The organism is Rhodanobacter ginsengisoli (genome assembly GCF_042657065.1).
Lineage (GTDB): Bacteria > Pseudomonadota > Gammaproteobacteria > Xanthomonadales > Rhodanobacteraceae > Rhodanobacter > Rhodanobacter ginsengisoli.
In genome coordinates, this window is sequence record NZ_JBHSNF010000001.1 from 1603748 (window position 1) to 1616097 (window position 12350).

General features: G+C 66.7%; 12 protein-coding genes. 10 read left to right on the top strand and 2 right to left on the bottom strand.

Annotated elements, in window-relative coordinates:
- The first annotated feature begins 79 nt into the window (after positions 1 to 79).
- Complete coding sequence (locus tag ACFPPA_RS07380) at positions 80 to 1555, top strand: transglycosylase SLT domain-containing protein (protein WP_377318762.1); 1476 nt, start codon at positions 80 to 82, stop codon at positions 1553 to 1555.
- 28 nt (positions 1556 to 1583) lie between these two features.
- Here ACFPPA_RS07380 and ACFPPA_RS07385 read toward each other — a convergent pair whose 3' ends face one another.
- A complete protein-coding gene (locus ACFPPA_RS07385) occupies positions 1584 to 2027 on the bottom strand; it encodes a hypothetical protein (RefSeq protein ID WP_377318764.1) in 444 nt (147 codons plus the stop codon).
- 112 nt (positions 2028 to 2139) lie between these two features.
- Entirely contained in the window at positions 2140 to 3018 is an 879-nt protein-coding gene (gene asd, locus ACFPPA_RS07390) for an archaetidylserine decarboxylase (RefSeq protein ID WP_377318766.1), read from the bottom strand.
- Positions 3019 to 3091: 73 nt separating this feature from the next.
- Between asd and prmB the strand changes: the two genes are divergently transcribed.
- The 9 genes from prmB to ACFPPA_RS07435 all read left to right on the top strand — a co-directional run bounded on the left by prmB (position 3092) and on the right by ACFPPA_RS07435 (position 12348).
- Positions 3092 to 4018: a 50S ribosomal protein L3 N(5)-glutamine methyltransferase gene (gene prmB / locus ACFPPA_RS07395; protein WP_377318768.1), complete on the top strand. Its 927-nt coding sequence runs from the start codon at positions 3092 to 3094 to the stop codon at positions 4016 to 4018.
- 3 nt (positions 4019 to 4021) lie between these two features.
- The gene (locus ACFPPA_RS07400; protein WP_377318770.1) at positions 4022 to 4573 is read left to right on the top strand and encodes a GNAT family N-acetyltransferase; all 552 of its coding nucleotides are present in this window, start codon (positions 4022 to 4024) and stop codon (positions 4571 to 4573) included.
- Positions 4574 to 4631: 58 nt separating this feature from the next.
- On the top strand, positions 4632 to 5720 hold the full coding sequence (gene aroC / locus ACFPPA_RS07405; protein ID WP_377318772.1) for a chorismate synthase: 1089 nt from the start codon (positions 4632 to 4634) through the stop codon (positions 5718 to 5720).
- 163 nt (positions 5721 to 5883) lie between these two features.
- Positions 5884 to 6915 carry an aspartate-semialdehyde dehydrogenase gene (locus ACFPPA_RS07410; RefSeq protein WP_377318774.1) on the top strand — a complete coding sequence of 344 codons (1032 nt, stop codon included), beginning with the start codon at positions 5884 to 5886 and terminating at the stop codon, positions 6913 to 6915.
- 116 nt (positions 6916 to 7031) lie between these two features.
- Positions 7032 to 7223, top strand: a complete 192-nt coding sequence (locus ACFPPA_RS07415; protein ID WP_377318776.1) for a hypothetical protein — start codon at positions 7032 to 7034, stop codon at positions 7221 to 7223.
- Positions 7224 to 7392: 169 nt separating this feature from the next.
- Positions 7393 to 9702 carry a motility hub landmark protein FimV gene (locus ACFPPA_RS07420; protein WP_377318778.1) on the top strand — a complete coding sequence of 770 codons (2310 nt, stop codon included), beginning with the start codon at positions 7393 to 7395 and terminating at the stop codon, positions 9700 to 9702.
- Between the two features lie 111 nt (positions 9703 to 9813).
- Positions 9814 to 10611, top strand: coding sequence for a tRNA pseudouridine(38-40) synthase TruA (gene truA / locus ACFPPA_RS07425; RefSeq protein WP_377318780.1), 798 nt, complete (start codon positions 9814 to 9816; stop codon positions 10609 to 10611).
- The gene (locus ACFPPA_RS07430; RefSeq protein WP_377318782.1) at positions 10608 to 11231 is read left to right on the top strand and encodes a phosphoribosylanthranilate isomerase; all 624 of its coding nucleotides are present in this window, start codon (positions 10608 to 10610) and stop codon (positions 11229 to 11231) included. The genes truA and ACFPPA_RS07430 overlap by 4 nt, the downstream gene beginning before the upstream one ends.
- 109 nt (positions 11232 to 11340) lie before the next feature.
- Entirely contained in the window at positions 11341 to 12348 is a 1008-nt protein-coding gene (locus ACFPPA_RS07435) for a cupin-like domain-containing protein (RefSeq protein WP_377318784.1), read from the top strand.
- The last annotated feature ends 2 nt before the right edge of the window (positions 12349 to 12350 follow it).

Sequence of the window (12350 nt, forward strand, 5' to 3'; positions counted from 1 at the left end):
TGTCGTGCGTGTGACCGGGTGCGTTGAGTCGAAGGGCGGCCCCGGCTATCGTGGGCGTTTTGCGCGGGTGAAGTTTGTGATGCTGTTGCGTTCTGCTGTTCGTTCCCTGCGGCATACCCCGCTGGTGGTTGCTCTGGGCCTGCTCGCCGCTTGTGCCAGTGGTCCCGGAAGCAAGCCCTCGGCCTCGGTCAACGAGCTCTACAGCCAGCTGGATCAGGCCAGCAAGGGCTACGAGACCGCGCTGCAGCAGGCCCGCGCCGGCGACCAGCAAGCCTCGCAGCAGAGCCTGACCGAGTCGCTGAACCGGCTGAAGGAAGCGGCAGCGCGCTGCGGCAGCACCGACGGCTGCGATCCGCAGCGGTTCTTCTCGGTATTCGATCGCCTGCTGCGATTGAAGGATGGCGATTTCAGCGACGAGCAGGATCTCAACAGCGATGTGGATGCCTCGCAGGCGGCGCTGGCCGCCGGCCAGACCGGGGCGGCCAGCCTGCCGCAGGCTCAGCGCAGCGTGACCCTGCTGCGCGGGCAGAAACTGTCGGAATTGATCGCCATGAACGGCCCGGTGAAGTCGGCGCTGGAAGACTGGCTGACCTGGCGGCGTCCCAATCTGATGGATGCCTACGTCAACTATGAACATCTGCGCTATCAGATGTGGCCGCAGTACCAGAAGGCCGATCTGCCCGAGGCGCTGCTGTTCGGCATCATCGCCAAGGAATCCGGCGGCAAGGTGCACGTGGTATCGCGCTCGGGTGCCGCCGGGCCGTTGCAGTTCATGTATGCCACCGGGTTGCGCTTCGGGCTGGGCACCGAAGACGGATTCGACATGCGTTACGACCCCGCGGCGTCGGCGCGGGCGAACGCCGCGTACCTCAATGAACAGCTGAAGACATTCAACAACAACCTCGAGCTGACCATCGGTGCCTACAACGGCGGCGAGGGTCGCATGCGCCGGCTGGTGGGGGACGACAATTCGGTGAGCTTCTACGACCCGCGCATCTACAACGAGCTTGCGCCCGAGACCCGCGAATACGTCCCGGCGGTGCTTGCGGCTGCCTGGCTGTTCCTGCATCCGAACAGCTACAACCTGAAGTTTCCCAAGGTGGATGGCGCGCCGGGTTCGATCGTGCTGAAGCGGGCGGCGTCACTTTCCGAAATCACGGTGTGCCTGGGTTCGGCGGCGGGCATGGACGATGGCTGGTTCCGTACCCTGCGCAATCTCAATCCGCGGCTGGACCCCCAGGTGGCGCAGCCGATCGGGACACGGCTGCAGGTGCCCAGGTCGCTGGAGAAGGTCTATGCGTCGCGTTGTATCGACGGACCCTGGCCGATCCTGGCCGCCGACCTGCACAGTGCGCAGGTGCCGGTAGTCGCCGCGGCGGCGCCCGCGCCGAAGGCCAGGGGAGAGCGTCGTTATCGGGTACACCACGGCGACACGCTGATCAGCATCGTGCGCGATCTGCACTGTTCGAGTGTGCAGGAGGTGGCCGAGATGAACGGGCTCAGGCACCATCGCATCCGGGCCGGCCAGCGGCTGAAGGTGCCCATCTGCAACTGAGCCTCGAGGGGCAGCCAGTCGCGCTGGATCAGGCGACCGCGGTCTCCTGCATCCAGCTGTCGACCGTGTGGCCGCCGCTGTTGCTGCGGATTTCCTTCAGCTCGCGCAGCAGCTGCATCAATTGCCGATGTTGCAGCTGCAGCCGGGTGTGCGGTGAGTTCTTGGTCTCGTGATAGGCCACGGCCAGCCACAAGGCGATGCCGCGCAGCGCGACCTCGGCATTGTTCGAGCAGGCGCGTTCATAGCCGACGTCGGTACCCTGGCCCCACGGCAGATAGCGCGATTCCGGCGTGGTGCCGTACAGGTGGGGGAAGTCTCCGCGCGAGGCCTGGCCGATCTCGCGCAGGCTCAACGTGCTCAGCCGGTCCCGGTTGCGTTTGGGCAACGCCCGGATGCTGCGCTCGATATCGCGGAACTGGCGGCCCAGCTGACGGCTGCGCATCATCACGAAGAATGGAGTGAGTATCTGCATGAGTTCCCTCGACCCTGGCGTTTGGCAGCACTCAAGCGGTGCGCCGCAGCCGGGAGCGTAGCGAACTGATGCCGGCAATTGCGCCTAGAGCGTCACAAAATGACGCGCGACGTCAGTTTTCCGGGCCCGAGGGGTGGCTGGCCCCGCTGATCCGGCCGTGGCCGATCCGCTCGCCCACCCGCACGGCCTGCTGCGATTCCATCGCGTCCAGGGTGGTGCTTCCCTCGGGCAACAGCACGATCACGGTGGATCCCATGTTGAAGCGCGCCATTTCGGCGAAGCGTTCCAGCGTGATATTCCGGCCGGCGAACGACTTGCGCCGGATCGATGAAGCGTAGGGTGGAATCACCAGGCCATCCCAGACCGTGGCCACCGACGAGACCAGGATCGCGCCGACCATCACCACCACGAACGGACCATGCTCACCGTCGAAGTGGCACACCAGCCGTTCGTTGCGGGCGAACAGGCGCGGGATCGCCGCTACGGCAAACGGCGCCACGCTGAAGATGCGCCCCGGCACGTGCACGGTTTCGCGCAGCGTTCCCTTCAGCGGCATGTGCACGCGGTGGTAGTCGCGCGGCGACAGGTACACCGTGACGAACGCGCCGTTGCGGAAGGGTGCGGCGGCCGCCTCGTCGCCGCCGAGCAGCTCGGCAGCAGTGTAATCCTGACCCTTGGCCTGGAAGATCCGTCCTTCGACGATGGCGCCGGACTGGCTGATGCGGCCATCGGCCGGCGAGAGCAGGGCATCGGGGTCGGCGTCGGCCCGGCGCGCATCGGCGCGAAGCTTGCGCGTGAAGAACGCATTGAAATGCTGATAGGCCCGTGGATCGGGTTGCGCGGCCTCGGCCATGTTCACCTGGTAATTGCGCACGATGGTGCCGATCAGCCAGTCCTTCCACGGCCCGAACGTCCAGCGGGTGGCCCAGTAGACGATGCGGGACAGCAGGCGGTGCGGCAGGATGTATTGCAGGAATACTTTGAAAGTCATCCGCCCAGTATAGAGGGCGCCGGGTGGGCTGGCCCTATAATGGCCGGCCATTCTGCTTTGCCCCTGGATTGCCGTGACCGCCGAACTCGCCTCCATCATCGACTTCATCCGTTATGGCGCCAGTCGCTTCTCGGCCGCCGGGCTCACCTTCGGCCACAGCCACGACAATCCGATCGACGAGGCCACCCACCTGGTGCTGGCCAGCCTGCACCTGCCACCGGACATCCCGCCCGCATACGGTGCGGGGCGGCTCACCGCGGCCGAGCGCGAGAACGTGCTGGCCCTGATCGAGCGCCGGGTCAGCGAGCGCCTGCCGGTGGCCTATCTGGTCGGCGAGACCTGGTTCGCCGGTCTGAAGTTCAAGAGCGATCGCCGTGCGCTGGTGCCGCGCTCGCCGATCGCCGAGCTGATCGAATCGGGCTTTGCGCCGTGGCTGGACGAACGCCAGATCGAGCGCGCGCTGGACATGTGCACCGGCTCGGGCTGCATCGGCATCGCCATGGCCGAGTACAACCCGGGCTGGCGGGTCGACATCGTCGACATCAGTGAGGAGGCGCTGTCGCTGGCGCGCGAGAACATCGTGTTCCAGCACGTCGAGGGCCGGGTCGAGGCGATCCAGTCCGACCTGTTCGCCGGGGTGCAGGGACGCCGCTACGACCTGATCGTTTCCAATCCGCCATACGTCACCGAGGACGAATACACCGCGTTGCCGGGTGAGTACGCGCACGAACCGAAGCTCGGCCTCACCTCCGGCACCGATGGACTGGACCTGTGCCTGCGCATGCTGGACGAGGCCGCCGACCATCTCACCGATGACGGTCTGCTGATCGTCGAAGTCGGCGAAAGCGAGCACGCGCTGGCGGCATTGCTGCCCGAAGTGCCGTTCATCTGGATCGAGTTCAAGGTGGGCCAGATGGGGATCTTCGCGCTGGAACGGCGCGACCTGGTCGAGCACGCCGCGGCGATCCATGCGGTGGCGGCGGCACGGCGTCCGACCTGAGCCATGGAGCTGGACACGCCACGGCTGCGGCTGGATGCATTGCGGCCGGAAGATGCCCCGGCGCTGTTCGCCTATCGTGCCGATCCGGCGGTGTCCCGCTTCCAGGGCTGGTGTCCGGCCAGCGTGGCGGAGGCCGCGGCGTTCATCGCGCGGCAGGCCGGCGCCTCGCTGGATATGCCGGAGGGGTGGTGCCAGCGCGCGATCCGCCTGCGCGACAGCGGCGAATTGATCGGCGACCTGGGCATCCATCTGCCGGCGCAAGCCGAAGGCTCGATCGAGTTCGGCATCAGCATCGCGCCCGCCCACCAGGGCCAGGGGTATGCCACCGAGGCATTGCGAGCGGTGTTCGGTCTCATCTTTGGCCGGCTCGGCCGGCACCGCGTCCATGCCTCGGTCGATCCGCGCAATCTGGCCAGCATGGCGATGCTGCGCACGCTGGGCATGCGCCAGGAGGCGCATCACCGCGAAAGCCTGTGGCTGCAGGGCGAGTGGGTCGATGACCTGGTGTTCGCGCTGCTGGCCCGCGAGTGGCATGCTTCGCCGTCGACCCACTGACCCGATCGGCGCGCCATCGCGCTAAGCTGTGACGGTTTTCTTCGGACGTCCAAACACCGTGTCCAGCAATTCCTTCGGCAAGATATTCACCGTCACCACGTTCGGCGAAAGCCACGGGCCGGCGATCGGCTGCGTGATCGACGGCTGTCCACCGGGGCTGGCGATCGGTCCGGAGGAATTCCGCACCGACCTCGAGCGGCGCGCCACCGGCCGCAGCCGCTACACCTCGCAACGGCACGAGGCCGACGAGGTGGAGATCCTCTCGGGCGTGTACGAGGGCCGGACCACCGGCACGCCGATTGCGCTGCTGATCCGGAACACCGATCAGCGCAGCAAGGATTATGGCGACATCGCGTCGACCTTCCGCCCCGGCCATGCCGACTACACCTACTGGCAGAAATACGGCATCCGCGATCCGCGCGGGGGCGGGCGCTCCTCCGCGCGCGAAACCACCATGCGGGTGGCGGCCGGCGTGGTCGCCAAGAAGTGGCTGGCCGAGCGGCATGGCGTGCAGGTGCGCGGCTACCTGGCGCAGATCGGCGACATCACCCCGGCGACGTTCGACTGGCAGGCGGTCGAGCAGAACCCGTTCTTCTGGCCCGACGCGGCGCAGGTGCCGGCGCTGGAAGCCCATATCAATGCCCTGCGCAAATCCGGCGACTCGGTCGGTGCGCGGGTCAACGTGGTGGCCGACGGCGTGCCGCCGGGCTGGGGCGAGCCGATCTACGGCAAGCTGGATGGCGAACTGGCCAGCGCGCTGATGTCGATCAATGCGGTGAAAGGGGTGGAGATCGGCGACGGCTTCGCCGCCGTCAGCCAGCGCGGCAGCGAGCATCGCGATGAAATGAGCATGGCCGGATTCGCCTCCAACCACGCCGGCGGCATCCTGGGCGGCATCAGCAGTGGTCAGCCGGTCACTGCCTCGATCGTGCTGAAGCCGACCTCGAGCATCCTGATTCCCGGTCGCAGCGTGAACCTGGCCGGTGAACCGGCCGAGGTGGTGACCAAGGGGCGTCACGACCCCTGCGTCGGCATTCGCGCCACGCCGATCGCCGAGGCGATGATGGCGCTGGTGCTGATCGACCAGGCGCTGCGTCATCGCGCGCAATGCGGCGACGTGGGCGCGATCGCCCCGCGCATCCCGTGACGGGCCGGGAGCCATGCCGCGCGATGACCGCTTGGCGGTCGACCATGTGCCGTCGTCGCTCGGCCACGGCCCGCCTGCGGGACATCCGCCCACCATGCTCAACCCGAACGTACTGGCGCCGTGACCGGCCCGGCCATCCACCCCTGAACAAAGAACTTCATCCATGAGCAAGAAGAGCAGCTACAAAGTCGCCATGGTCGGCGCCACCGGCGCAGTCGGTGAGACCCTGCTGGCGATCCTCGCCCAGCGCGATTTCCCGGTCAGCGAGCTGGTGCCGCTGGCCAGCGAGCGTTCGGCCGGCGGCAAGGTCGGCTTCGCCGGCCAGGAAATCACCGTGCAGTTGCTGGACACCTATGATTTCGCCGGGGTCGACATCGCGTTCTTCTCGGCCGGCGGTTCGGTCAGCCGCGAACACGCGCCGCGGGCGGCAGCGGCCGGCGCGGTGGTGATCGACAACACGTCGGAGTTCCGTTACCAGGACGATATCCCTCTGGTGATCAGCGAGGTCAATCCGCACGCGATCGCGCAGTACACCCAGCGCGGCATCATCGCCAACCCGAATTGCTCGACCATGCAGATGCTGGTGGCGCTGGCGCCGATCCATCGGGCGGTGCAGATCGAGCGGATCAACGTGGCCACCTACCAGTCGGTCTCCGGCGCCGGTCGCACCGGCATGGAAGAGCTCGGTCGGCAGACGGCGGCCCTGCTGAACTTCCAAAGCGTGGAGCCGGGCAAGAAATTTCCTGCCCAGATCGCGTTCAATGTGATCCCGCAGATCGACGATTTCCAGCCGAATGGCTATACCAAGGAAGAGATGAAGCTGGTCTGGGAAACCCGCAAGATCCTGGAGGATGAGTCGATCCAGGTGAATCCGACCGCGGTACGCGTGCCGGTGTTCTATGGTCACTCCGAGGCGGTACACATTGAAACCAGCGACAAGATCACCGCCGAGCAAGCCCGCGAACTGCTGCTGCAGGCGCCGGGCGTGACCCTGATCGACGAGCGCAAGCCCGGCGGTTATCCGACGCCGGTGGGCGAGGCGGCCGGCAGCGATGCCGTGTTCGTGGGGCGCATTCGCGAGGATATCTCGCACGAGCGCGGGCTGGATCTGTGGATCGTCTCGGACAATATCCGCAAGGGCGCCGCGTTGAACGCGGTGCAGATTGCCGAGCTGCTGATTGAGGATTATCTCTGACGATGTTTCGATTGCAATGTGTTGTTTTCATTTGTCTTGTTGCGACGCTCCCGGCGTGGGCCGGCAGTGCCGGAGCACCCTCCGGAGCGTTGACGGGGGGGCAGCCGGCGAGCTCCTTGCCCCCTATCCGGCAGCGCCTGAAACAGGACCGGATCGAAGTGAAGCGGCTGCAACAGAGCGTCGCCCAGCAGGAATCCGACAGTCAGCGGGCCAGCCAGCGTTTGCAGCAACAGGACCAGGCGATCGCCGAATTGCGCAGGCAATTGCAGGAACTGCAGGCCGGGCCGGCGGCTGGCCATCACCCGTGAAGAATCACCGCGGTGAGAACGTACCGCAGCAATGTACTGCAAGTATTCGCAGCGGCTATTGTTGATTGGTCTGCATATAACTAAAGTGGCACCACGTTTGCCGCAGTATCCGCCACGGCGGAGACACCCAATTACAAAGTTGCGCCAAGGATAGTTCGGGGGAACACGCATGAATCGTTCGTTGAAATTGTCGATGCTGATGGCACTGGCACTGGGCAGCAGCCAGGTCATGGCGCTTGACCTCGGCCAGGTCCAGGTCAAGTCGGCGCTGGGGCAACCCTTGTTGGCGGAGATTCCGCTGCGGCCGGCGAATCCGGCGGAATTGCAGAATCTGACGGTTCAGCTGGCTTCGAGCGAGGAATTCGCGCGCGCCGGCATCGTCGGGGGGCGCACCACCATCCCGTTGCATTTCAGCGTGGCGAATACCGCAGGCGGCCACAAGGTCATCCGCATCACCAGCAGCGTGGCGGTGGACGATCCTTACCTGGATCTGCTGATCGAAGTGAACGGCGCCGCGGGCAAGAGCGTGCGCGAATTCGCGATCCTGCTCGATCCGCCGGGCGCGCAGGCAGCGGCGCCCGCTGCGGTCGCCGCGGCACCACGCCCGGTGAAGCCGAGCCGCACCATGCCGGCGAAAGCGCCGGCCGCGCCGGCGCCTGTTGCAGCAGCACCCAGGGCCGCTGCGACCGGTGTCAGCAACGGACAGTATGGACCGGTCGAGCGTGGTCAGACGCTATCGGGGATCGCGCACAGCACCGCTCCGGCGGGCGTCGACGTGCAGCAGATGATGCTGGCGCTGAAGCAGGCCAATCCCGATGCGTTCTACCAGGACAATATCAATGCCTTGAAGAGCGGTGCGGTGTTGCGCGTGCCGACCTCCGCCGAGGCACAGGCGATGACGATCGCGGCGGCGGTGGCCGAAGTGCGTCGTCAGAACAGCGACTGGCGTGCCGGAACGCCGGGCAAGCCCACGGTCGTGGCGGCAGCGGCGACACGCGCATCGGCGTCCAGTGCACCCAGCGGCAGCGCGGGTCGCACGGAGGATCGTCTGGCACTGGTTCCGGCGAAGAACGGTGGCGCGGGCAGCAATGCCACGGGCAAGGGCGACAAGTCCGCTGACAGCATCCGTCAGGATCTCCTGCGCGCCAAGGAAAGCGTGGCGAGCCTTCAGCAGCAGAGCGCGGACCTGAAGACCCGTCTGAAGGACCTGAACGACATCAACAGCAAGAATGAGCATCTGCTGTCGTTGAAGGACAACGAGATCGCCGAGCTGCAGCGCAAGCTGGCTGCCGCGCGCAAGGCCAGCGGCATGCCGGCGGAGGCAGTCAAGGCGGCGAATACCGCCGCGGTGACGACCCCGCCGGAGAGCAGTCTGGAAACCGCCGTCGCCACTGCCGGCACCAGCGCGGGGGCTGCCGGGCCGGTTGCAGCGGGGTCCGCCCCGAGGACAGCAACTTCACCGCTGGCCACGGCCGCCAGCGCGCCGATGTCCAGTGCTTCCGCCGCGGTCGCCGCAGCGGTTGCTCCGGCACCGCCGGCCAAGCCGGTGAGCAAACCTGCCGCCAAACCCGCCATCGTACCGATGGTCGAGCAGCCCTGGTACATGCAGACGTGGGCATGGGCAGCCGGTGCAGGCGCGCTGTTGCTGTTGATCGTGCTGGCCATGCTGGGTCGCCGCAAACAGGCAGGTACGGCATCGAAGTCTTCCTCCTCGCTGGCTGACCGTTTTGGCGCGGCTGCGCCGGCGGATTCGGACATCCTCGATGGCGAGGACCTCGATCAGGAGGAACTGCTCGACCAGTTGGCGGAACATCCGGACGACATCGGTCTGCACCTGGAGCTGGTCACCCTGTATTACTCGCGGCGCGACGTCGAGCATTTCGAGGCGGCGGCCGAAGCCATGCATGCCCACATCACCGATCCCGAACAGGACGAGTGGCAGGACGTGCTGCACATGGGCGAGGACCTGGTCCCGGGTCACCCGCTGTTCGACCACCATCCCGAGCGGCCGGCAGACGAACAGTCGGGCGCACGGCCCGGCTTCGACATCGACGACTACGCCGACGAGAACGACGCGCCGACCGTGGTGTCGTCGATGCCGCCGCTGCCGCCGACGGGACCGAAAAAGGTCAGCGAATACAATTTCAATTTCGACCTGACCACGCCGCCGGTAGCCAGCCCGACAGCATCGGACGATGCCACGGTGGTTGCACCGCTGGTTGCGGATACGCAGACGACCGACGAGGCCGCCTCTAGCTGGCAGTTCGATGAATCCGCCGATACGCATCAGGCAACTGATCTCGGCCATGATGTCACCGAGTTCAGCGACGATCCGATTGACACCAAGCTGGACCTGGCGCGCGCCTATGTGGACATGGGCGATACCGATGGCGCCCGTGCCATGCTTGGCGAGGTGATCAAGGAAGGCAGCCAGATGCAGCGGGATACGGCCAAGCGCCTGCTCGAGAGTCTGAGCTGAGTTTCCGTACCCTGCAGCCCGCAACGCACTCGGGCCGGCCTGGCAGCCGGCCCGAGTGCGTTGCGGGCTGCTAATCTTCAGCGTCTTTCATCGAACTCTTGCAGCACAGTCATGCGCATTGCCCTGGGCGTCGAATACGACGGCACTGATTATTTCGGTTGGCAGCGGCTGACCGAAGGCCCCAGTGTGCAGGCGCAACTGGAACAGGCGTTGTCGCGGGTTGCCGCGCATCCGGTCCAGGTCAGCTGTGCCGGGCGTACCGATGCCGGCGTGCACGGTCGCTGCCAGGTCGTGCATTTCGATACCACGGCCCGGCGCGAGATGCGCGGCTGGATGCTCGGTGCCTGTTCCAACCTGCCGGGAAGCGTGGCGGTGCTGTGGGCGCAGCCGGTGCTGGACAGCTTCCATGCGCGCTTTGCGGCGCGCAGTCGGCGTTATCGCTACCACATCCTCAACCGGCCGGTGCGGGCGGCGCTGGATGCGCGTTACGTCACCTGGGAGCGGCATCCGCTGGATGCCCAACGCATGCATGCGGCGGCACAGGCGCTGCTGGGCGAGCACGACTTCAGCGCGTTTCGGGCCTTGTCATGCCAGGCCACGCATCCGCGCCGCACGGTACTGGCGGTGAGTGTCCGGCGTGTCGGCGAGCAACTGTTCGTCGACATCGAGGCCAACGCCTTCCTGCATCACATGGTGCGCAACATCGTGGGGTCGCTGCTGATGATCGGCCGCGGCGAGCAACCGGTCGAATGGATGGCCGGGTTGCTGGCCGGATGCGATCGCCAGGTGGCCGGGCCGACGGCGCCGGCTACCGGGCTGACCTTCCTCGGTCCGCGTTACGAGACCCACTGGGGCCTGCCTGCCGAGGTCTGTCTGGCCGATGCCGGTCCGGCTGGAGTCGATCGATGACCCGCATCAAATGCTGTGGCATGACCCGGATCGAGGATGCGCTGCTGGCGGCCCACCTCGGCGTCGACGCGATCGGCCTGGTGTTCACCGCGCGCAGCAAGCGCCGGGTATCCCTGGCGCAGGCGCGGGAAATCGTCGATGCGCTGCCGCCGTTCGTCACCACCGTGGCCTTGTTCATGGACGACGATGCGGGTCTCGTGCAGGAGGTGCTCGACGAAGTGCGCCCGGCGCTGCTGCAGTTTCACGGCAGCGAGCGCGACCCGTGGTGCATGCAGTTCGACCGGCCGTTTCTGAAGGCGATTGCGATGGGCGAGGGGGCGGCGGCCCTGCCACGGTTGCGCGATTACCCACACGCGGCCGGCCTGTTGCTGGATGGTCACGGCTTCGGCGAGGCTGGCGGCAGCGGCAAGGCATTCGACTGGTCATTGCCACCCGCCGACCTGACACAGCCGCTGATCCTCGCCGGCGGCCTTGATCCCGTCAATGTGGGAGCGGCCGTGCTGAGGGTGCGGCCGTGGGCAGTGGACGTGGCCAGCGGCATCGAGTCGGCACCCGGGATCAAGGATCCGGCCCGGATGGCGGCGTTCGTCCGCGCCGTCCGCGAGGCAGATGCCGGATGACCGCTGCTTGATCCCCATGCGCTCGCCAGGGCGGCGCTTCAGTCATGACTAGCCCGGATCGGCGCGATAGCATGACCGGACGATCGCCACTCGTCACCGGATGAATTGCATGCCCGCTGCTGCCATCGAGGAGTATCACGGTGCCGGCCGGCCGATCGGGCTCGGCGACTTCGTCGGTCATGATCGGCCGCTGGTCGTTCGCGGGCTGTGCCGGGATTGGCCACTGGTCAGACTGGCGAGCGAGTCGGATACCGCGTTCGCCCGGGGCCTGGCTCGTTGGGACAACGGGGCGGAAGTGGATGCGCTGCTGATGCTGCCCGCCGAGGGCGGCGTGATCGGCTACAACGCGGCTTTCGACGGATTCAACTACGCGCATCACCGCGTTTCGATCACCCAGGGCCTGCAGCGGCTGGCGGCGTACAGCCGCCAGCCGGACCCGCCCGGACTGGCGCTGCAGAGCGCGCTGATTTCCGCCTGCCTGCCGGGTTTCCTCGAGGAGCATGCGCTGCCTTTCCTGGGGCCGGCGATCCAGCCACGGTTGTGGATCGGCAACCAGGTGACCACGCCGGCGCATTTCGACGAGTACCACAACATCGCCTGTGTGGTCAGTGGCGGTCGGCGATTCACCCTGTTCGCCCCGGAGCAGGTGCGCAACCTGTACATCGGGCCACTGGATTTCGCGCCCACCGGTGCCGCGATCAGCATGGCCCGGCTCGACCAGCTCGACGACCCGCGGTTCCCGCGCCTGAAGCAGGCGCTTGCGGCGGCGCAGACGGCGGAATTGCGCCCGGGCGACGCCATCTACATCCCGCCGATGTGGTGGCACCACGTCGCCTCGCTGGAGCGGATCAACGCGCTGGTGAATTACTGGTGGCTACCCGGTGCGGACAATGGCCGGGTGGCGGAGACCGCGCTGGACGGCTTGATGCATGCCATCCTCAGTTTCAAGTCGCTGGGCCCGGCCGAGCGTGCCGCCTGGCGCGGGCTGCTCGACCACTACGTCTTCGGTGACGAGGATCCCGCCACGCATATTCCCGGGCACGCTCGCGGAATCCTCGGTCCGCTCACGCCCGACGTGGTCGAGAAGCTGAAAGGCATGATCCGGCGATATCTCTGACC

Bases quoted from the DNA above. Each gene is read 5' to 3' on its own strand.
- ACFPPA_RS07380 (WP_377318762.1), top strand. From the start codon at position 80: ATGCTGTTGCGTTCTGCTGTTCGTTCCCTGCGGCATACCCCGCTGGTG.
- ACFPPA_RS07385 (WP_377318764.1), bottom strand. From the start codon at position 2,027: ATGCAGATACTCACTCCATTCTTCGTGATGATGCGCAGCCGTCAGCTG.
- asd (WP_377318766.1), bottom strand. From the start codon at position 3,018: ATGACTTTCAAAGTATTCCTGCAATACATCCTGCCGCACCGCCTGCTG.
- ACFPPA_RS07400 (WP_377318770.1), top strand. From the start codon at position 4,022: ATGGAGCTGGACACGCCACGGCTGCGGCTGGATGCATTGCGGCCGGAA.
- ACFPPA_RS07410 (WP_377318774.1), top strand. From the start codon at position 5,884: ATGAGCAAGAAGAGCAGCTACAAAGTCGCCATGGTCGGCGCCACCGGC.
- ACFPPA_RS07420 (WP_377318778.1), top strand. From the start codon at position 7,393: ATGAATCGTTCGTTGAAATTGTCGATGCTGATGGCACTGGCACTGGGC.
- truA (WP_377318780.1), top strand. From the start codon at position 9,814: ATGCGCATTGCCCTGGGCGTCGAATACGACGGCACTGATTATTTCGGT.
- ACFPPA_RS07430 (WP_377318782.1), top strand. From the start codon at position 10,608: ATGACCCGCATCAAATGCTGTGGCATGACCCGGATCGAGGATGCGCTG.
- ACFPPA_RS07435 (WP_377318784.1), top strand. From the start codon at position 11,341: ATGCCCGCTGCTGCCATCGAGGAGTATCACGGTGCCGGCCGGCCGATC.